Annotated in this window: 17 protein-coding genes, 1 tRNA gene and 1 pseudogene; 8 read left to right on the plus strand and 11 right to left on the minus strand. The window is 66.9% G+C overall.

Going from position 1 to position 20,666, the window contains the following annotated elements:
• Positions 1-29: 29 nt before the first annotated feature.
• Positions 30-1,241: a TetR/AcrR family transcriptional regulator gene (locus tag GOAMI_RS02940; RefSeq protein WP_006434896.1), complete on the minus strand. Its 1,212-nt coding sequence runs from the start codon at positions 1,239-1,241 to the stop codon at positions 30-32.
• A gap of 199 nt (positions 1,242-1,440) precedes the next feature.
• Between GOAMI_RS02940 and GOAMI_RS02945 the strand changes: the two are divergent.
• The 5 genes and pseudogenes from GOAMI_RS02945 (at position 1,441) to GOAMI_RS02965 (ending at position 6,838) form a co-directional block, all read left to right on the plus strand.
• A pseudogene (locus GOAMI_RS02945) lies at positions 1,441-2,246 on the plus strand (enoyl-CoA hydratase-related protein).
• A gap of 85 nt (positions 2,247-2,331) precedes the next feature.
• Entirely contained in the window at positions 2,332-3,936 is a 1,605-nt protein-coding gene (fadD5, locus tag GOAMI_RS02950; protein WP_006434898.1) for a fatty-acid--CoA ligase FadD5, read from the plus strand.
• 258 nt (positions 3,937-4,194) lie between these two features.
• Positions 4,195-5,325, plus strand: coding sequence for an NDMA-dependent alcohol dehydrogenase (locus GOAMI_RS02955; RefSeq protein ID WP_006434899.1), 1,131 nt, complete (start codon positions 4,195-4,197; stop codon positions 5,323-5,325).
• Between the two features lie 48 nt (positions 5,326-5,373).
• Positions 5,374-6,192: a serine hydrolase domain-containing protein gene (locus tag GOAMI_RS02960; protein WP_006434900.1), complete on the plus strand. Its 819-nt coding sequence runs from the start codon at positions 5,374-5,376 to the stop codon at positions 6,190-6,192.
• Positions 6,193-6,319: 127 nt separating this feature from the next.
• Positions 6,320-6,838: a DUF3145 domain-containing protein gene (locus GOAMI_RS02965; protein WP_006434901.1), complete on the plus strand. Its 519-nt coding sequence runs from the start codon at positions 6,320-6,322 to the stop codon at positions 6,836-6,838.
• 159 nt (positions 6,839-6,997) lie between these two features.
• Here GOAMI_RS02965 and GOAMI_RS02970 read toward each other — a convergent pair whose 3' ends face one another.
• The 6 genes from GOAMI_RS02970 to aceE form a co-directional block, all read right to left on the minus strand.
• A complete protein-coding gene (locus GOAMI_RS02970; protein ID WP_006434902.1) occupies positions 6,998-8,449 on the minus strand; it encodes an acyl-CoA carboxylase subunit beta in 1,452 nt (483 codons plus the stop codon).
• 72 nt (positions 8,450-8,521) lie between these two features.
• Positions 8,522-9,790 (minus strand): KasA/KasB family beta-ketoacyl-ACP synthase, encoded by a 1,269-nt coding sequence (locus GOAMI_RS02975; RefSeq protein WP_006434903.1) that lies wholly within the window; start codon positions 9,788-9,790, stop codon positions 8,522-8,524.
• Entirely contained in the window at positions 9,790-10,092 is a 303-nt protein-coding gene (gene acpM, locus GOAMI_RS02980) for a meromycolate extension acyl carrier protein AcpM (protein ID WP_006434904.1), read from the minus strand. Before acpM ends, GOAMI_RS02975 begins: the two co-directional genes overlap by 1 nt.
• Before the next feature lie 130 nt (positions 10,093-10,222).
• Entirely contained in the window at positions 10,223-11,131 is a 909-nt protein-coding gene (locus GOAMI_RS02985) for an ACP S-malonyltransferase (protein ID WP_006434905.1), read from the minus strand.
• Between the two features lie 195 nt (positions 11,132-11,326).
• Positions 11,327-12,601 carry a PucR family transcriptional regulator gene (locus tag GOAMI_RS02990; protein ID WP_006434906.1) on the minus strand — a complete coding sequence of 425 codons (1,275 nt, stop codon included), beginning with the start codon at positions 12,599-12,601 and terminating at the stop codon, positions 11,327-11,329.
• 76 nt (positions 12,602-12,677) lie between these two features.
• Positions 12,678-15,581: a pyruvate dehydrogenase (acetyl-transferring), homodimeric type gene (gene aceE, locus GOAMI_RS02995; RefSeq protein ID WP_024500436.1), complete on the minus strand. Its 2,904-nt coding sequence runs from the start codon at positions 15,579-15,581 to the stop codon at positions 12,678-12,680.
• A 142-nt stretch (positions 15,582-15,723) separates the two neighbouring features.
• Here aceE and GOAMI_RS03000 point away from each other — a divergent pair, with 142 nt between their 5' ends.
• The 3 genes from GOAMI_RS03000 to GOAMI_RS03010 all read left to right on the plus strand — a co-directional run bounded on the left by GOAMI_RS03000 (position 15,724) and on the right by GOAMI_RS03010 (position 17,451).
• Positions 15,724-16,344: an Rv2240c family protein gene (locus tag GOAMI_RS03000; RefSeq protein WP_040004537.1), complete on the plus strand. Its 621-nt coding sequence runs from the start codon at positions 15,724-15,726 to the stop codon at positions 16,342-16,344.
• Between the two features lie 199 nt (positions 16,345-16,543).
• The gene (locus tag GOAMI_RS03005; protein WP_006434909.1) at positions 16,544-16,972 is read left to right on the plus strand and encodes a DUF3052 domain-containing protein; all 429 of its coding nucleotides are present in this window, start codon (positions 16,544-16,546) and stop codon (positions 16,970-16,972) included.
• Positions 16,969-17,451, plus strand: coding sequence for a peroxiredoxin (locus GOAMI_RS03010; protein WP_006434910.1), 483 nt, complete (start codon positions 16,969-16,971; stop codon positions 17,449-17,451). Before GOAMI_RS03005 ends, GOAMI_RS03010 begins: the two co-directional genes overlap by 4 nt.
• A 54-nt stretch (positions 17,452-17,505) precedes the next feature.
• Here the strand turns inward: GOAMI_RS03010 and GOAMI_RS03015 are convergent.
• The 4 genes from GOAMI_RS03015 to GOAMI_RS03030 all read right to left on the minus strand — a co-directional run bounded on the left by GOAMI_RS03015 (position 17,506) and on the right by GOAMI_RS03030 (position 20,606).
• Positions 17,506-17,577 (minus strand) — tRNA-Val (locus tag GOAMI_RS03015).
• A 165-nt stretch (positions 17,578-17,742) separates the two neighbouring features.
• The gene (locus tag GOAMI_RS03020; RefSeq protein WP_006434911.1) at positions 17,743-18,450 is read right to left on the minus strand and encodes a CPBP family intramembrane glutamic endopeptidase; all 708 of its coding nucleotides are present in this window, start codon (positions 18,448-18,450) and stop codon (positions 17,743-17,745) included.
• A 40-nt stretch (positions 18,451-18,490) separates the two neighbouring features.
• Positions 18,491-19,567: an NAD(P)H-binding protein gene (locus GOAMI_RS03025; RefSeq protein WP_006434912.1), complete on the minus strand. Its 1,077-nt coding sequence runs from the start codon at positions 19,565-19,567 to the stop codon at positions 18,491-18,493.
• 55 nt (positions 19,568-19,622) lie between these two features.
• The gene (locus tag GOAMI_RS03030; RefSeq protein WP_006434913.1) at positions 19,623-20,606 is read right to left on the minus strand and encodes a helix-turn-helix transcriptional regulator; all 984 of its coding nucleotides are present in this window, start codon (positions 20,604-20,606) and stop codon (positions 19,623-19,625) included.
• Between the last annotated feature and the right edge of the window lie 60 nt (positions 20,607-20,666).

The following is a 20,666-nucleotide window of genomic DNA, read 5'->3' on the forward strand; positions in this document are numbered from 1 at the left end:
GGCGTCGGCTCAACGAGCGGGGCTTCGACTCAGCCGTTCTCTCCCAACAGGATTCGCGTCGACGGCGCCTCGATGCGCTCAGGGGAGGGTTGTGGTCTCAATCGCGTCAGGTCGGTGACGACGTTGAGCGCGGCGTGCACCAGGAAGCGGGCGTGGGTGATCGAGAGGTTTTCGCGTTCGCGGCTCACCCAGGTCGCCCACTCTTCCACGGTGATGCGCTGCTGGTTGCGGAGCGCGTTCCGCGCCTCCGGGGTGGCGTGGCCGATCTCGGTCTCGTAGACGCTGATCAGATCGGTTGTGCTGCAAGTCAACCGGACGTATCTGTGAACCATGCCGACGATTGCCTCGCGTGGTGTCGTCGAGTTGGCCAGGGCGTCGGAGATGGCGCTGGTGACGCGATCGGTCGCCCGCCAGAACGCGGCCTCGAGGATGGCGACCTTGCTCGGGAAGTGGCGGTACACGCCGGATGCCGGTAGGTCGGCGGCATGGGCGATGTCTTCGATGGTCACGTCGCGGAATCCGCGGGCCGCGAAGAGGTTGATCGCCTCGGTCAGGATGATCTCGCGTTTCGCGGCCGGCGCGAGGCCGTGAACGCCGGAGGCCACCGGTTCCACCGGATCGGGGAGGTCGACGTCGAGGAGGCTCATCGCGGCGTCGGGAATGAGGCTGGTGACCTCGCGTGCGGGCAGCGAGGCGCGGTGGGTGGTCGGACTGGCGGCGACGCTGGTCATCGCGGCGGCGATCAGATTCGCGTCAGCATCACCGAGCCCGGGACGAAGACGTCGCGCAGCCGCTCGGACGCGCCGGTGCTGATGGACGACGACATCCCGGACGATGGCGCGATCGTCCGGCTCGAGATACCGGGACTCCCACCGGTAGAGGCCACCCTTGCGACGGTTCTCGAACGAGGCGGCCGTGATCGCCACGAGAAGGGAGCGCAGCTCGTCGTCGCCACCGGTCTCCACCGCGTCGAGTGCGGACCGCAGCGACTGCGCGAGTACGGCGGTCGTCTCGGCGAACAGTGCGTACTTGTTCGGGAAGTGCCTGTACAGCGCGGGCGCGGAGATCCCGACCGCGTCGGCGATGTCCTCGAGACGGACCGCGTGATAGCCGCCGTCACTGAATGCCTTGGCCGACGCGTCGACGATGAGTCGTCTCCGGTCGGCGGGGCGGCGGCGTCGGGTGCCCGGAGCATCGGTCTGGGACGTCTCGGAAGGCGGCGTCCCCGGGCGCACGGTCATGGCGACCCACTCTAGCCGGATACGACGTTCACGAGACACATTCCGGTGCCTCGACCAAAAACACCAGGAAGAATCGTTGGAACGCGAGAATAAGTTAACCAAGATTCTCGTGATCTGCGTCGCACTGTGGTAAAAATCTAGGCGATGGCACAGATGGGATCACCTGTGTCTATTTGTCCGGTCACCAGTGGGGAGAACAGTGAGCGACGAGACCAGCCAGAGCGCAATCGTGACCTCGGTCGACGACCGCGGGGTTGCGCGGCTGACGATTTCCGTCCGGGGAAGATGAACGCTCTCGACACCGAGGCGAACCTCGGCATCAGGGCTGCGATGGAGCAGTGGTCGTCGAGTGACGACGTCCGGGTCATCGTGATCGACGGTGCGGGCGGAAGCTTCAGCGCCGGGGCCGATGTCGTCTCCATCAACTCGCAGTCGACCGCCAACGGGTCGTCGGGGCTCGACCCCGACCAGGCCCGCGGGATCATCTCCGCCGGTTCCGAGCTCGTGCGCGCGGTGCGGTCGGTCCAGGTCCCGGTCATCGCCTCCGTCGACGGACCGGCCGCGGGAATCGGCGCCTCGCTGGCTCTGGCCGCCGACCTCATCTACACGACCCAGCGGTCGTACTTCCTGCTCGCCTTCATCAACATCGGTCTGATGCCCGACGGTGGCGCGTCGATGCTGTTCACCTCGGCCGTGGGCCGGGTCCGCGCCAATGAGCTCGCCCTCCTCGGTGAGAAGCTCCGCGCGCCGGAGGCTCTCGCCGCGGGCCTGATCAACGGGGTCTACGACGATCGCGCCGCACTCGACGAAGCTGTCGACAAGGTCGCCGCGAAGCTGGCCGGCAAGAGCCGCTCCGCGCTGCGCCTGACGAAGTCGGCCCTCGACGCACACACGATGTCCGGCTTCGAAGCGGCCATCGAGCGGGAACTCGAAGGCCAGACCGAACTGCTGCAGTCGCCGGAGTTCCAGGCCGCCATCGCCGCCTTCGCGGGCGCCCAGAAGTGAACCTCGGCCCACGCCGAACACTCACCACCACACACGTTTTCACCCATCGCTCGACACGATGAAAGACAACAAGGAGACCGATCGTATGACCGCGACCGTCGACACCGTCACCGACCTCGCCACCGAACCGCTGCGCTCGCGCCGCAACCACTGGATCAACCAGGTCAAGCGCCACGCCTTCATGAACCCCGACGGCCCGGCCCTGAAGTTCCTCGGGAAGGTCACCACCTGGAAGGAGCTCGACGAACGGACCCGCGCCTTCGCCGCGGCGCTGACCCGTCGCGGCGTCGGGTTCGGTGACCGGATCCTCATCGTCCTGCTCAACCGCACCGAGTATGTCGAAGCGACGTTGGGTGCCAACCTGATCGGCGCCATCCCGGTGCCGGTGAACATCCGCATGAGCCCCGCCGAGATCGCCTTCCTGGTCAACGACAGCGGCGCCAAGGTCGTCGTCACCGAAACCCTGCTCGCCCCGCTCGTCGATGCCGTCGCGGCCTCGACCAATGCGATCGACCACATCGTCGTCGTGGGGGGATCCGACAAGGACAACCACCTCGATTACGAGGCGCTCGTCGCCGAGGACTCCTCGGATCTGCCGGAGATCGACGTCCCCGAAGAGACCGTCGCGCTGATCATGTACACCTCGGGCACCACCGGAAAGCCCAAGGGCGCCATGCTCACCCACACCAACCTGCAGGCGCAGGCAGCCACCTGCATGCAGGCGCTGCACACCCGGTCCGACGACATCGGCTCGTGCGTCGCGCCGATGTTCCACATCGCCGGGCTTGGTGCCATGACGCCGCTGTTCTACATGGGGGCACTGTCGGTCATCCACCCACTCGGAGCGTTCGACCCGAACGACATGCTCGACACCATCGAGCGAGAGGGCACCACCTCGATCTTCCTGGTGCCGGCTCAGTGGCAGGCCGTGTGCGCCGCCCAGCAGGCCAAGCCGCGCGACCTGAAGCTGCGCGTGATCAGCTGGGGCGCGGCCCCGGCCTCGGACACCGTGCTGCGCGCGATGAACGAGACCTTCCCGGACGCGCTGAACGTCGCGGTCTTCGGTCAGACCGAGATGTCGCCGATCACCTGCGTACTCGAAGGCAAGGACGCCCTGCGCAAGATCGGCTCGATCGGCAAGGTCGTGCCCGCGGTGACCGCCCGCGTCATCGACCCGGAGGGCAACGACGTCGCCCAGGGTGAGGTCGGCGAGATCGTCTACCGCGGACCCAACATGATGAAGGGCTACTGGCAGAACGAGCAGGGGACCGCCGACGCCTTCGCCGGTGGCTGGTTCCACTCCGGCGACCTCGTGCGTCAGGATGAGGAGGGGTTCCTCTACGTCGTCGACCGCGCCAAGGACATGATCATCTCGGGTGGCGAGAACATCTACTGCGCCGAGGTCGAAAACGTGCTGTTCGGTCACCCGAGCATCAGCGAGGCGGCGATCATCGGTCGCGCGCACGAGAAGTGGGGCGAGGTGCCGGTCGCGGTCGTCGTCCCCGCCGCAGGCGTCGAGGATCTGACCCTCGCCGACCTCGAGCCGTACCTGAACGAGAACCTGGCCCGCTTCAAGCACCCCAAGGACCTGGTCATCGTCGAGGAACTGCCGCGCAACGCCGGTGGCAAGGTCGTCAAGCCGACCCTGCGTCAGACCTACGGGTCCAAGGACGCCGGTCTGGCGAACTGACCGCTTCGATCGTTTCTTCGGCCCGTCCGGGCCCGCGCTGATCGGCGCACACACTCCGACCTGGGCGCGTGTTCCCAAGCGCCCAGGTCGCCGTGTTTCCAGCGTCTCGACGGTCCGTCGAACGGCGTAGGGAGTCGATGGAACACGGACTAGGACACGTTCCAATTTTGTGGTTGAGTGACTACAGTCACAAGCGTCGGCAACGACGCGGGTAGACCTCCCGGGGCGAGACGTTGCCGGGTCGAACGGAGGAGATCAGTGAAGACCAAAGGTGCGCTGCTGCGCGAGAACAACAAGCCGTGGGCGATCGAGGAGATCGAGATCGGTGACCCCAAGGCGCACGAGATCAAGATCAAGATGGAAGCAGCAGGCATGTGCCACTCCGATCACCATCTGGTGACCGGTGGCATCCCCATGGCGGGTTTCCCGATCCTGGGTGGGCACGAGGGTGCCGGCGTCGTCGCCGAGGTCGGCGAGGGTGTCACCGATTTCGAGGTCGGCGACCACGTCGTGCTGTCGTTCATCCCGTCGTGTGGCAAGTGTCCGTCGTGCCAGTCGGGCATGGCCAACCTGTGCGACTTCGGCGCCATGCTGCTGCAGGGCGAAGCCGTGTCGGACAACACCTTCCGCATCCAGACGGCAGCCGGCGAGAACGTCTACCCGATGACCTTGCTTGGCACCTTCGCGCCCTATATGGTGGTGCACGAGGCGTCGGCGGTGAAGATCGACAAGGACATCCCGTTCGAGGTCGCCGCTCTGTGCGGCTGCGGCGTCCCCACCGGCTACGGCTCGTCGACCCGCAGCGGTGACGTCCGCCCCGGCGAGGACGTGGCCATCGTGGGCGTCGGCGGCGTCGGTACGGCAGCCCTGCAGGGGGCGGTCATCTCGGGTGCCCGCAACGTGTTCGCCATCGATCCGGTGGAGTGGAAGCGTGAGCAGGCGTTGAAGTTCGGGGCCACCGCGGCATTCGCATCGGTCGAAGAGGCCGCCATGGCCATCGCGGAGACCACCCACGGCGGTATGTGCCAGAAGGTGATCGTCACCGTCGGTGAGGTCCACGGCAAGGATGTCGATCTGTGGATGGGGATCACCGGCAAGGGCGGCACCTGTGTGCTGACCGGTATGGGCAACATGCTCGAGAGCGACGTGACCCTGAACCTCGCCATGCTGACGCTGCTGCAGAAGAACCTGCAGGGCTCCATCTTCGGCGGCGCCAATCCCAAGCTCGACCTCCCGCAGCTGCTCTCGATGTACAAGATCGGCAAGCTCAACATCGCCGACATGATCACCCGCCAGTACCGCCTGGACCAGATCAACGAGGGCTACCAGGACATGCTGGAAGGCCGCAACATTCGCGGTGTCATCCGCTACACCGAAGAGGATTGGTGAGCCCTGTGCCCACCGGCCGGCACGCGTCCACGGGTAACGTGACCCGATGTGTCGGTCCTTGAATCTCTGACGGAATGGCCCGTCGACAATGTGTCGGCGGCGATCATCACCCGTGACGGGGTCGCCGAGGAATTCGGCGACCCCGCTCGCGACTATGAGCTCGCCTCGGTCACCAAACTCCTCGTCGCGGAGGCGGTTCTGGTGGCCGTCGAGGAGGGGGCCGTCGAACTCGACGACCCCGCCGGTCCGCCCGGTGCCACTGTCGCGCATCTCCTGGCCCACGCATCGGGACTCGCCTTCGACTCGCGGGACATCGAGGCGGGGGTCGCGGAGAAGCGCATCTATTCGAGTGCGGGGTTCGAGATCCTGGCCGAGACCGTCGAACAGGCGGCGGGCATCGCGTTTCCGGAGTACCTCGCCGACGCCGTCAGCGCGCCTCTCGGACTCGAATCGACCGAGCTCCACGGACCGGCCGGCCACGGTGCACGATCCAGCACCGCAGATCTGGCCCGTTTCGCGCAGGAGCTCCTCGCACCGCAGATCCTCGCCCCCGAGACGCTCGCCGATGCGACATCGGTGCAGTTCCCGGGACTCGACGGGTTCGTGCCGGGATACGGGAGGCATCGTCCCAACGACTGGGGCCTGGGCTTCGAGATCCGGTCGAAGAAGTCTCCGCACTGGACCGGGGCGGGCAACTCGCCGCGGACTTTCGGGCACTTCGGCCAGGCTGGGACTTTTCTCTGGGTCGACCCCGACCTGCAGGCCGCCTGCGTCGTCCTCACCGACCGGTCGTTCGGACCGTGGGCGAAGCCGTTGTGGAGTGAGTTCAACGATCGAGTCGTCAGTGAACTTTCGTCACAGAAATGAAGTTTTCTCGCACGAGAAACTAGCGCAACACGTGCATCTTGAGGCACAATAAATCCCACGAGTGTGATATCCGGAGTCGCGAGGTGTGTTGGGGAAGACGTTCCTCGTCGACAACGGAGGTGAAAAGGTGCGCAATCTGAACCAGTTTGCGGACATGACAACGGGAGTGGTCTACATCCACTCGGCGCCGGTGGCGCTGTGCCCGCATGTGGAGTGGGCTCTGTCGTCGACCCTGAATGCACGCGCGAACCTGAAATGGTCGGCACAGGACGCCGAGCCGGGTATGCAGCGTGCGACTGTCGACTGGGCGGGGCCGGTCGGGACAGCGGCACGTTTGGTGACCGCTCTGCGCGAGTGGTCGGCGCTGCGGTTCGAGGTCACCGAGAACCCGAGCGAGGGTGTCGACGGCGAACGCTACAGCTACGTGCCGGGTCTCGGGCTCTGGCGCGGATCGACCAGCGCCAACGGCGACGTCATCGTCGGCGAGAACCAACTGCGCTCGCTGATCGAATCGCAGCCCGACCGTGCCGGACTCGCCGGCGAACTCGAAGCCGCCCTCGGCACGGCCTGGGACGACGCCCTCGAGCAGTACCGCATGGGCGGTGCCGGGGCCGAGGTCACCTGGCTGCAGCAGCGGGTCGGCTGAGGAGCGCCCTCCGCAAGCTCTGGGGCTACTCAGGGAGCGTGAACTTCCCAGGGAGCGCGGTGAGTACATCCCGCGATCTCAGGGACACACGAGAAACGCCACCGGTGAGAACCGGTGGCGTTCTTCGTATGTCTGTCGACGTGTGGGTCCGTCAGGCGGTCACAGCGGGATGTTCTTGTGCCGACCGCGTCGGGCGGGTGCAGCCGCGAGTGCCTCGGCGATGATGCTGCGCGTGCGGGCCGGGTCGATGATCTCGTCCACGACGCCGATCGACTGGGCCCGTCCCACGCCACCGGCGATGGCCTCGTGCTCGGCGGCCAGGCGATCGTGGAGGGCGTCACGCTCATCGTCGGGTGCGGCGGCGAGTGCCTTCTTGTGCAGGATGCCCACGGCGGCCTTGGCACCCATGACGGCGACCTCGGAACCGGGCCAGGCGAACACCGCGGTGGCACCGAGCGCACGCGAGTTCATCGCGATGTAGGCGCCGCCGTAGATCTTTCGGGTCACGAGCGTGACGCGGGGAACCGAGCACTCGGCGAAGGCGTGGAGCAGCTTCGCGCCGCGGCGGACGACACCGTTCCATTCCTGGCCGACACCCGGCAGGTAACCGGGGACATCGGTGAGGACGATGAGGGGGATACCGAAGGCGTCGCAGAGGCGGACGAACCGGGAGGCCTTCTCGGCGCTCTCCGAGTTCAGACACCCACCCATGCGCAGCGGGTTGTTGGCGATGACGCCGACGCTGCGGCCCGACAGCCGACCGAATCCGACGACGATGTTCGGCGCCCACTTCGCCTGCAACTCTTCGAAACTCGAGATCTCGGTCTCGCCGTCGGCGGCCAGCGCCGTGTCGAGTAGCTTCTCGACGACCGGGTGGACGTCATAGGCGCGACGGGCGGATTCGGGCAGCAGGGCCTTGAGGTCGGTGTCGCCGGCGGCGGCCAGCTCACGGTTGAAGTGGCCCTGCTGGGTGAAGGTCGAGACGAGACGGCGTGCGCGCCACAGGGCGTCGGGCTCGGAATCGGCCACGATGTGGCAGACACCGGACTTCTTGCCGTGTGTGGTGGGACCGCCGAGCGACTCCATGTCGACGTCCTCGCCGGTGACGCTGCGGACGACATCGGGTCCGGTGACGAAGACGCGACCGGCCGGAGCCATGATCACGATGTCGGTGAGGGCGGGTCCGTACGCCGCGCCGCCGGCCGCGAAGCCGACGACCACCGAGATCTGCGGGATGTACCCGGAGGCCCGGACCATGGCCTCGAAGACCTGACCCACCGCGTGCAACGCCTCGACCCCCTCGGCGAGGCGTGCGCCACCCGAGTGCCAGATACCGATGACCGGCGCCTGCTCGGAGATGGCGGTGTCGATGGCGTTGACGATGTGAGCACATCCGACGACACCCATGGCACCGCCCATGACGGTGCCATCGGTGCAGTAGGAGACCGTGCGAACGCCGTTGACCAGGCCGACCGCGGCCTGGACACCGGACTTGTCGCGAGGGTGCAGCAACGACATGGTGCCTTCGTCGAAGAAGTTCGTCAGCCGCAACAGGGGGTCGCGGGGATCGGCGGCTTCTTCGCGGCCGGGCATGGGAGCCAAGGTCGTCATCGCAGTCTCCTCCAGGGGTGTCGGGCGTGGTTCGTCTCGGGCGCTGCCGAGATCGGCGAGGAGGCCGAGGACTCAGTAGTGACCGAAGGCGAGCGCCACGTTGTGCCCACCGAAACCGAACGAGTTGTTGATCGCGTAGTCGATCTGTCCGTAGCGCGGCTCACCGTGGACGACGTCGATGTCGCATTCCGGGTCTTGGTTCTCGAGGTTGAGGGTCGGCGGGATGACGCCTTCCTCGACGCTCTTGATGGTGAGGACCGACTCGAGAGCACCGACGGCACCGATCGAGTGTCCGAGAGCGGACTTCGGTGCGTACACCGCGGCATGCTGACCGATGGCGGCGATGATGCCCGCGGACTCGGCGGTGTCGCCGATCGGGGTCGACGTCGCATGCGCGTTGATGTGGGTGATGTCGGACTTCTGGAGACCGGCGGTCTGCAGGGCGCGAGTCATCGCGCGGGCATTGCCCTGACCGCTGGGATCCGGGGCCACCAGGTGGAATCCGTCGGAGGTGATGCCGGAGCCGAGGAGACGCGCGTGGATGTGCGCACCGCGGGCCCGAGCGTGCTCCTCGCGTTCGAGGATGAGCATCGCGGCACCTTCGCCGAAGACGAAGCCGTCGCGGTCCTTGTCGAACGGACGAGAGGCGGCTGCGGGGTCCTCGTTGCGGGTGCTCATGGCACGCATCATCGAGAATGCCGCGATCGGCACCGCGTCGATGCGTCCCTCGACGCCACCGGTGACGACCATGTCGGCGTCACCCATGACGATGTGGCGCCACGCGTGTGCGATCGCCTCGGCCCCCGACGAGCACGCCGAGACCGGGGTGATGACGCCTGCGCGGGCGCCGACGTTCAGACCGACGACGGCGGCCGGACCGTTGGGCATGGCCATCGACACGGCGAGCGGGGACACCTTGCGGTAGTTGCCCGTGCTTTCCATGGCCTTGACGGCGTCGACCATCGCGTCGCCGCCACCCTGACCGGTGCCGACGACCACGGCGAGACGGTCGGGGTCGACCTCGGGTTCGCCGGCCTGCGTCCAGAGACGCTTGCTCAGCACGTGGGCGATGCGCTCGACATAGGCCATCCGGCGGGCCTCGACTCGGGTGACCTCGTCGGTCGGATCCTTCAGCAGACGACCGCCGATACGAACCGGCAGGTTGTACCTGGTGATGAAGTCGTCGGTCAGGACGCGGATGCCCGACTCACCCGCCAGCAGTGCTTTCCACGTCGAGTCGAGATCTTCGCCGAGCGAGGTGGTCGCCACCATGGAGGTGACGACCACGCTCGGGAAGTTCCCACCCAGCGTCGAGTAGTCGCGGAGGGAGGGGGAGCTCATCAGTTCTGGTCTGCCTCGACCTGAGCCTTGATGGCAGCCGCAGCCTCGGGGTTCTCGCTCTCGAGCTTCTGGATGTACGAGACGGCGTCGCCGACGGTGCGCAGACCGGCCAGGTCCTCGTCGGGGATCTTCACGCCGTACTTGTCCTCGGTCTGGACGGCGATCTCGACCATGGACAGCGAATCGATGTCGAGGTCGTCGACGAACGACTTCTCGAGGGTCACCTCGGACGGCTCGATGCCGGTGACTTCCTCGATGATCTCGGCGATGCCGGCAATGAGTTGTTCCTGGGTGGCAGCCACTGTGTGGTTCCCTTTCCGTGTATCGGGTAGATGAGTTTCCGGAGCGCAGGACGGACCCGAGAGAGTCCGCGCGCTTGGACAGATCGGCGTCGGGGCCGATCTTCCGGGGGTCGCGGACTAACCGCGACCGCTATCCAAGTTCAGTGATCTTCGCGATGTCGCCGGGCTCCTTGAGCGCCAGCGATGGGGTGCCCTTCAGCTCGCGCTTGGCGATCCCCACGAGCGTGCCCGCCGGCGGCAGTTCCACGACGGCGGTGGCCGAGTTCTCACGCAGGTACGCCGAGCAGAGATCCCAGCGGACCGGCCTGGTCACCTGGCCCACCAGTTTTGTCAGTGCTTCGGAGCCATTCGTTACAGGCTGCCCGTCGGAGTTCGACAGCAACGTGCGATTCGGGTCGGACGGGGTGATCTTCGCGGCCGCCGCGGCGACGGCGTCCTGCGCCGGAGCCATGAAGTGGGTGTGGAAGGCGCCGGCGACCGCGAGCTTGCGGATACGGGCCTTCTCCGGCGGGGACGCGATGAGCTCGTCGATCTTGTCGACGGCTCCGGCCGCGACGATCTGGCCGACCGCGTTGCGGTTGGCCGGGACGAGTTCGAGTTCCTCGAGGCGGGCGAGCACGGCGGCTTCGTCGCCACCGAGAACGGCGGCCATGGTGGTCGGTACGAGAGCGCAGGCCTTGGCCATCTCGGCACCGCGGATCGCGGCGAGGGTGACGGCCTCGTCGGCCGAGATCACACCGGTGATGGCGGCGGCGGCGAGCTCGCCGACCGAGTGGCCGGCGACGACCGCGTCCGCGGGCAGCTCGCCGTTCTTGCGGGCCTCGTCGAAGGCGAGCAGGGCGGCGACCACGACCAGCGGCTGGGTCACCGCGGTGTCGGTGATCTCTTCCGCGGTGGCGGTGGTACCGAGTCGTTCCAAGTCCAGTTGAGTGAGCTTGGACCACGTGGCGATCTGATCACGGGTACCGGGCAGGTCGAGCCACGGCGTGAGCATGCCGGGTGTCTGGGAACCCTGGCCGGGAGCAAGCAACGAAAGCACGTGACCAGAGAACACCCTTTCCCCGCCCTATGTGGGTGTAGAGAAGCATGAACCTTGTCGCAGGGTTTTGTAGGGTTCCCACAAACTTCACCGAAGTGCCACCTGCTTCGTCATCAGGCTGAGATTCGTTACCGAAACGTGTTCTTAAGGCTCCTATCAGCATAAATGGCGAATCGGACATGTTACTCGTGTGGCCTATGGGGCAGAAGACTCCGTTTTGTGCCGTAAGTGTGTCAAACGACCGACGGTCGTCGCGATCCGTAGTACATACGCGTCGCGGGGGTTCGTCGGGTCGCGCCGTGTGATTTCCGCAATCTTCTTCAGCCGGTACCGGACCGTATTTGGATGTATGTACAGAACGCGCGCGCAGGATTCGACCGATCCGCCGGAGTCGAGATAGGCCTCGAGCGTCGTCGTCAGAGTGGAGCCTCCCGCCGACAGCGGACGGACCACCGATTCGACCAGAGCGGTCACCGCTGACTCGTCACCCTTGAGTGCACGTTCGGGTAACAGTTCGAGACTGTGGACCGGTCGCGGTGCACTCGGCCAGCCCACCACCGCCTCGATCGCGGCCATCGCCTCGGCGGCACTGGTGTGGGCGCTGCCGAGGTTCGGCATGGTCGGCCCGATGACCACCGGGCCGTCGGCGAAGTGCGTGAGGAGAGCCGAGACGAACTTCTCCGTCGGCCGTGCCGGTCCGCTCACGATCGCGACCAGCACCGAGCCCTGGACCACCGACAGCGCCGACCGGTCGAACTGCCGTGCCGTGTTGTGGATGGCCAGTGGCACCGAGACGTTCTGTTCGGGCGGCGGAGTGCCCACGATCACCGTCGCCGGGGCGTCCGAATCCCAATTCAGGGCGGCCGCCCGAGAGAGGAGCTGCGGTCCGGTGTCGCCGCGAACCACCGCGTCGACGACCAGGGCCTCGAGTCGGGAGTCCCAGGCGCCACGCGACTCGGCGGCCGAGGCGTAGATCGCCGCTGCGGCGAAACCGATCTCCCGTCCGTAGCGCAGGACCGACTCGGTGAGTGCACGGAGCTGGGCGTCGTTCCGGGCGAGCAGCGGCAGCCACTTCTCGAAGAACTCCATCGCCACGCGGACCATCTCGACGGTCTGCAGCAGGGTGATGCGGCGGGCGAGGTCCTGCGGTACCACCTGGAACGCTTGGACCGTGAACTTCACGTTGCCCTCGGGATCCTGGATCCACTCGACGAAGTTCACGACCGCGGTCTGCACGACCAGCTGCACACTCGCGCGCTGCGCGGCGTCGAGGTCGCCGAAATAGGGCAGCTGGTCCTGCATCGAGTGGACCGCCTCGGTGGCGAGGCGGCCGCTGTACTGCTTGACCCGCCGGAGCAGCGTGTCGGGCAGCGCGTCGTGCACGGTGGCGGGGGCCGGCACATGGGCACCCCGCGCACCGAACACGTCAGCCGGCGGTGTTGTGGGCTGATTCACTCGCGCGTCGGACACGACCTCAATCTAGTCCCTGTTCAGGCCATGCCGGGATCGCCGGTTCCCCTCGAACGGCGGCGGCCCGGTTTCCGGGTCAGGCCACGCCCGGATCGCTGGTCTGCTCGGGAGCGGCGGCCACGTCGTCGATCTTGTACTTGTCCGCGGCCTGCTTGGCCACCGACATGTCGAGGTGGCCGTCGCGGGCGAGCGCGACGAGGACCGCGACCACGATCGACTCGGCGTCGACGTTGAAGAAACGCCGCGCGGCCGGGCGGGTGTCGGAGAAGCCGAACCCGTCGGTGCCGAGCGTCAGGTACGTACCGGGCAGGTACGCACGGACCTGCTCCTGGACGCCGCGCATGTAGTCGCTGACGCCGACGAACGGTCCGGCCGCGTCGGCCATCAGTTCGGTCAGGTAGGCGGGCGCGGGCTCGGTGCCGGGATCGCGCAGTGCCTCCCGGTCGGCGCGGATGCCGTCGCGGGCCAGCTCACTCCACGATGTCACCGAGTAGACGTTCGCGCCGACGTTCCACTCCTCGGCGAGCAGTTCGGACGCACGCAGCGCGTCGGGCATCGTGACGCCGGAGACCAGGATGTTGGCCGGGTACTTCTTGTTCTCGGGAGCCTTCTGGAACAGATATCCGCCCTTGACGATGCCCGTGGCGTCGAGGCCCTCCGGCTTCGCCGGCTGGCTGATCGGCTCGTTGTAGACGGTGATGTAGTAGAAGACGTTCTCCGGGTCCTCGCCGTACATGCGCGTGAGACCGTCGTCCACGATGTGGCCGAGTTCGTAGGCGAACGCGGGGTCGTAGGCGATCACGGCCGGGTTGGTCGCGGCGAGCAACGGCGAGTGGCCGTCGGCGTGCTGCAGGCCCTCACCGGTGAGCGTCGTGCGGCCCGCGGTGGCGCCGATGATGAAACCGCGCGCCATCTGGTCGCCGGCCGCCCAGAAGCTGTCGCCGGTGCGCTGGAAACCGAACATCGAATAGAAGATGTACAGCGGGATCATCGGTTCGTCGTGGGTGGCGTACGACGTGCCGACCGCGGCGAAGCTGGCCGTCGAACCGGCCTCGTTGATGCCTTCGTGCAGGATCTGCCCCTCGGAGCTCTCCTTGTAGGCGAGCATCAGTTCGGCGTCGACCGAGGTGTACAGCTGGCCGTTACGGTTGTAGATCTTCAGGGTCGGGAACCACGAGTCCATGCCGAAGGTGCGGGCCTCGTCGGGGATGATCGGCACGATGCGCTTGCCGATTTCCTTGTCGCGCAACAGTTCCTTGAAGACACGGACCAGCGCCATGGTGGTCGCGACCTGCTGCTTGCCCGAACCCTTCGCGGTGGCCTTGAGGGCCGAGGAGGTGTCGGCCTTGAGCACCTTGGACTTCGTGCGACGGCTCGGCAGGAACCCGCCGAGGGTCTTGCGGCGGTCCAGCATGTACTGGAGCTCCGGAGAATCCTCGCCGGGATGGTAGTACGGCGGCAGATACGGATCCTTCTCGAGCTGCTCGTCGCTGATCGGGATGCGCGTGCTGTCGCGGAACGCCTTGAGGTCGTCGAGCGTCAGCTTCTTCATCTGGTGGGTCGCATTGCGTCCCTCGAAGTGCTTGCCGAGCGTGTAGCCCTTGATCGTGTGGGCCAGGATGACCGTCGGCTGGCCCTTGTGCGTCATCGCCGAGGCGTAGGCGGCGTGGATCTTTCGGTAGTCGTGGCCGCCGCGCTTGAGGTTCCAGATCTCGGCGTCGGAGAGGTCCTTGACGAGCTCCTTGGTCCGCGGGTCGCGGTTGAAGAAGTGTTCGCGGACGAAGGCGCCGTCGTTGGCCTTGTAGGTCTGGTAGTCGCCGTCGGGCGTGGTGTTCATCAGGTTGACCAGCGCGCCGTCACGGTCGGCGTGCAGCAACGCATCCCACTCGCGGCCCCAGATGACCTTGATGACGTTCCAGCCGGCGCCGCGGAAGAACGACTCCAGCTCCTGGATGATCTTGCCGTTGCCGCGCACCGGGCCGTCGAGTCGCTGCAGATTGCAGTTGACGACGAAGGTCAGATTGTCGAGACCCTCGGTGGCCGCGAAGCTGGCGAAGCCGCGCGATTCCGGCTCGTCCATCTCGCCATCGCCGAGGAACGCCCACACATGCTGGTCGGAGGTGTCCTTGATGCCGCGGTCGTGCAGGTAGTGGTTGAAGCGCGCCTGGTAGATCGCGTTCATCGGGCCGAGACCCATCGAGACGGTCGGGAACTCCCAGAAGTCCGGCATCAGGCGCGGGTGCGGATACGACGGCAGACCGCCGCCCTCACCCGCGTGGCTGTGTTCCTGGCGGAAGCCGTCCATGCGGGCCTCGTCGATGCGGCCCTCGAGGTAGGCGCGTGCATAGATGCCGGGGGAGGCGTGGCCCTGGATGAAGATGTGGTCGCCGCCGCCGGAGTGGTTCTTGCCGCGGAAGAAGTGGTTGAAGCCGACCTCGTAGAGCGACGCCGACGACGCGTACGTCGAGATGTGGCCGCCCACACCGACTCCCGGGCGCTGGGCGCGATGCACCATGATCGCGGCGTTCCAGCGGATCATCTGACGGAAGCGGCGCTCGACCTCCTCGTCACCGGGGAACCAGGGTTCTGCCTCGGTGGGGATGGTGTTCACGTAGTCGGTGGAGGTGAGCGCGGGGATCGACACCCGCTTCTCGCCGGCGCGTTCGAGGAGCCGCAGCATCAGGTAACGGGCGCGTCCGGGCCCCGCGGCGTCGAGAAGGGCGTCGAACGAATCGAGCCACTCGGTGGTCTCGTCGGGGTCGATGTCGGGCAGATAGGACGCGACTCCTTCGCGGATGACGCGGACCCGGTGTCCGCTTCGTCCGGCAGCACGTCCATTGGAGCTCGAGTCGGCTTGGCCGGCGTGCTCGCTGGGAATCGTGTCCTGCGTCGCCTGGTCCATCTGGTCGGTCACGGTGATGCCTACTCCCTCTGACAGGCCGGACTCGGGGTGGTGGTCCGACTGCATGGCGTACGACACTGCAACTCCTTTTGTTGTGCGGTGTCACCCCTCATCGTGCCCCATGTGAGGGGGCTTGGCACCGCTGGATCTGTGTAGGCTGTCGCGATCGCGAAGGTGCTGTAGCGTCCTTGCAGCGTTACCGATGAGTAGGGGGATGGCGATGCTGGGCACAGGGGAGGCCGGGCCCGGCCGCGGCGGACATCGGGGTGTCCGGGTGAGCGCGACCATCGGCATGGCATTCGGGGGAATCATGCTGTCGGCGTGCACGTCCACGGTCGGAGGTGCCGGTGTGCCGGCGCCCGGCGAGGTGGCGGTCTACCGGTCGGAGGTGTCGGCCTCGGCGGCTGCGCAGGTACGTGCCGAGGGCGTCGAACTCTGTCGGGAGTCGATGTCGTCGATGGTCGTGATGCTGCGCGGCTACAACACCTTCATCAAGCGGCTCAACACGACGCATTCGTATCCGGAGGTCGGGGACCTCGCCGACAAGGCGCGGGCGGGCCTCATCGCGGGTGCCGACCAGATCCGGCCGAAGATCACCGACACCTCACCGCCGGAGATCGCGTCGCCGGCGCGGACGTTCCTGGATGCGACGACGCGTCTCGAGAACGCGATCCGCAAGGAACTGCGCACCGAACTCAACCCGGTGTCGGGGCAGTGGACGCGCGACAAGGCGCGCCTTCTCGAGGTCTGCGGGGAATACACGCCCGTCCCGGCGGCCTCCTCGGCCACGCCCCGGACCTCGGTTCCCGCCGGCCCGGCTCCGACGAGTCCCGGTCGCTGATGCGCCGTCGCCCGGTGTCGGGGGTTCGTGCGATCGTGCAACCGTCGTCTGAAAAGAAACGCCCGAAATCGAGTGACGTCGGTCGGCTTGCAATGTGAGGCTCTAGGCTGTTGCCTATGCTGACAGGCGAGTTGGCGAAAAGAGACGTACAGACCGGCGACGAGAACAACGTCCCATCACCCTCAGGAGGTCACGCGCGGTGGTAGCCGCCACAGACGGTACGGGCAGCAACGCCCAAAAACTGGGCTTGAAGGCAGGCTTGGTCGTGCAGGAAGTCGGTTGGGACGATGACACGGACGACGAGCTCCGGGCCGACATCGAGGACGCGATCGATGCCGAGATGGTCGATGAGGATGCCGACGACGTCGTCGACGTCGTGGTCCTCTGGTGGCGTGAAGGCGACGGAGACCTCGTCGACGCGCTGATGGACGCCATCGGACCGCTGGCCGAAGACGGATACGTGTGGGTGTTCTCGCCCAAGACCGGGAAACCCGGATATGTGGATCCGAGCGAGATCGCCGAGGCGGCCCCCACTGCGGGTCTCACCCAGACATCGGCGATCAGCCTGGGGGATTGGTCGGCCGCCCGACTCGTCCAGCCCAAGGCACGCTCGGGCAAGAAAGCATGAGCGATGCTCTGCCCACCGCGCCGCTGAGCGTCGGTGATCGGGCACCTGATTTCGAACTGCGGGATCAGAACAACCAGCTCGTGTCCCTGAGCGCGTTGCGTGCCGAGCGCAACGTTCTCGTGGTCTTCTTCCCGCTCGCATTCACCGGCACCTGCCAGGGCGAGCTGGGCTACATCCGCGACCAGCAGCCGCGTTTCGAGAACGACGACGTGACCACGGTGACGGTCTCGGTGGGACCCTCGCCGACGCACAAGGTGTGGTCGGCGGCGCAGGGCTTCTTGTTCCCGCTGCTGTCCGACTTCTGGCCGCACGGTGAGGTGGCGAAGGCCTACGGCGTGTTCAACGAGGAACGCGGCTACGCGAATCGTGGCACGTTCCTCGTCGACCGCGAGGGTGTCATCGTCTACGCCGACATGGTCGGGCCGGGCGAGGTGCGCGAGAACGACGTCTGGGACAAGGCTCTCGGCTCGATCGGCTGATCCGTTCTATAGCTCCGAGCCGCGCTCAGCGCGGGTTGGAGCTATAGATCTCGGTGCGCGCAAAGGGATTCGAACCCCTGACCGCTGGTGTGTAAGACCAGAGCTCTACCGCTGAGCTATACGCGCGTGCACCGCCTCCGCGGCGGCACTTGCGAGAACGAATCTAGCGGGTCGACGCCGAACGCCCAAACTGCGGAGCCGCGACCGGCGAACCTCACCTCGACATGCAGACGTCGATCGAGGTCTGCACGTCGACGCCGAGGTCCACCGGTCGCGCAGCGGGTCGACTCGTCAGGCGAAGACCGGCGGGAGTGCGAGGACCATGACGGCGCCCCAGATGACGTGCGTGATCGCGGGCGCGAGGACACCTGCGGTGCTGCGTCGGAGGATGGCGCAGACGGTGCCCAGGACGGCACCGGCGAAGCCGAGCATCACATTGCCGCTCGCCATGGTGACGAGCACGTAGATGACCGTCGACACCAGCACCGGGTTGTGGGGGCGGGCTGCCGAGTAGACCGCCCCGCGGAAGAACAGCTCCTCGGCGAGTCCGTTGATCATGGTGATCGCGGTGACGACGGCGAGGCTGCCGTAGTCGGCGAAGGCGAGCACCTGGTTCGCCAGGTCGCTGACGCCGGGGATCATCCGGGCGATGAGACCGCCGACGACGAACGCGGCACCGACCGCGAGGCCGACGACGACGCCCAGTCCCACGGCGCCGAGACGATCAGGGGGCCGGGACGCCGTCGGGCTGTAGGCACCGAGTCGCAGTTTGCCGGAGGTGAATGCCCCGGCGATCCACACCACGGCCATTCCGGCCGTCAGCGGGTAGAACGCGGTGTCGCCGGGCTCCACGCGCATCGAGACGCCGAGCATGACGGCCCCGATGACGAGGAAGACGCCGACGATCCAGCGGCGTCGGACGTAGTGGGAACCCGGATCGGGATCCCGATCCGTGGCTATCGAGTTGTAGAGGTCGCGCGCCAGTGCAGTCACCAGCACTCATCACCACCTAGGTCGGTCGTCTACGGACACGAATCATTCAGGGACGGCTCGACAGAAAAGCTCCGGCGATCTTCGCCGACACCCGCAGCGTGCCACCGATCGTCTCACCGATAGTGCGTTTGACACGCAACCAATCGCCGCCGGCCCACGCCGGGTCGGTGTCGGCCAGGTGGTGCAGGTCGTTCAGATCGCAGACGGAACGGGGATATGGGGACTCCACAGATGCCCGCACGGCATCGCGCATCGGCGTCAGACCCCCCTCGGGTGGTGGCACCAGTTCGCGGATGCGATGCTCCGACGCCGTCATCGGATGGTTGAGCGACGTCACCAGTTCCTCGGTCAGCGACGCCGGAACCGGCACGAACATGCCACCCAGCCGGCCCGCGACGCGGGTACTGACGCCGAAGACCGGAAGCCGCAGCCGCGGGAAGCGGACCGCGGAGATGTACTCGTGCAGGATCGAGATATAGCGGGCGTGGTCGGGGCCGGATATATCGTATTCGCCTGGCGGAAGCGATGATTCACATGCCGCGACGAGGTAGTGAATGGCGTCGCGGATGGAGATCGGGTCCATCTCGTTGGTGATCCAGTCGGGCTCGGGGATCACCGGGAGGCGGTCGGCCATGTAGCGGATGATCTCGAACGACGTCGACCCGGCGCCGATGATCACCGCCGCACGCAACCAGACGAGTTCCGGGCCGCCTTCGACGACCAGCCCCTCGGCGACGTCGGCGCGGCTCTGCAGATGCGACGAGAGGTCGCCGCCCCCCGGCACGAAGCCACCCAGGTAGATGATCCGGGCGACGTCGGCATCGCGTGCCGCCTCGGCGACGTTGCGTGCCGCGTCCCGATCGCCGCTGGCGAAGTCGTCCGTCCCGATGGCATGGACCAGGTAGTAGATCGCGTCGATGTGGCCGGCGTCGGACATCGCCCTCTTCACCGAGATCGGATCGTCGACGTCCATGGCGACCTTGGTGACGTCCGACGACCAGCCGAACCGGTCGAGCTTGCGGGTGTCCCTGGACGTGACCACCACCTCGTGGCCCTGCCTGAGCAATGCGCATACGAGTCGGGAGCCCACGTACCCGGTCGCCCCCGTGATGAGTAGCCTCATGCCTTCGACCGTAGAGAAGAATCGGCGATCCGGGCGGACGAGCAGGTCAGCGCAGCTAGGGCCGGGCGGTCATCGCGCGCCGATAGCGTTCGGCGACCTGGTCGTGATAGTCCGCGACGGCGCCGAGTTCGACGCGCAGTTCGGCGGGTTCGATGACGGTGAAGTCGGCCCCGAAGGCGTACATCCAGCGCGCGATCGACGTCAGCGAAGTGCTGTAGACGGTCACCTCGCAGGTGTGTTCGTCGCCCGACTCCAGAGTGCCCCACGATTGGTGGATCATCGGTGCGACCTCGTCCAGCGGCAGGTGGATGCGTACCCGGGCCGTCGCCCGTTGCTGGAGTGCGCCGAGACCGCGGGCGACGAAGGCCGCCGCGCCGCCCTCGGGCGGCTCGCGCGGTGTGAATCGCGGTCCGGTGGGGATCTTCGGGTCCATGCGATCGACGCGGAACGAACGCCAGTCGGCGCGAGCGAGGTCGAAGCCCACGAGGTACCAGCGATTCCCGTTGCGCACCAGACGATATGGCTCGACCTCGCGTCGGCTCTCCTCGCCGTCGTTGCGTCGGTAGTCGAAACGCAGGCGCTCGTGGCGATGACAGGCCGTCGCGATCTCGGTGAGGCGATCGGCTGGGACAGCGCTCGATGGCGCCTCCCTGGGAACTGCCTCGATGCGCAGCGCGTCGAGGCGGTGCTGGAGGCGCGAGGGCATGACCTGGCGCAGTTTGGCGAGTGCCCCGGCGGACGCCTCGGCCATGTCGGCGACCGCTCCCGTGGTCACCGCGTCGAGCCCCAGGGCGACGGCGAGCACCTCCTGATCGTCGAGGAGCAGGGGCGGCATCTCCGCACCCGCGCCGAGGCGATACCCGCCGCGTGCACCGACATTCGCGTCGACCGGATAGCCGAGCTCGCGGAGCTTGTCGATGTCGCGACGCACGGTGCGGGTCGTGATGTCGAGGCGTTCCGCGAGTTCCTTCCCCGACCATTCCCGCCGCGTCTGCAGCAGCGACAGCAGAGCGAGTAACCGGGCCGAGGTTTCCAACATGCAGACATCCTGCCTCAGGATGCGGACAGGTTCTGTCCTTGTTTGTCGGAGCGTGGATTT

The sequence above is a fragment of the Gordonia amicalis NBRC 100051 = JCM 11271 genome (genome assembly GCF_000332995.1).
GTDB lineage: Bacteria > Actinomycetota > Actinomycetes > Mycobacteriales > Mycobacteriaceae > Gordonia > Gordonia amicalis.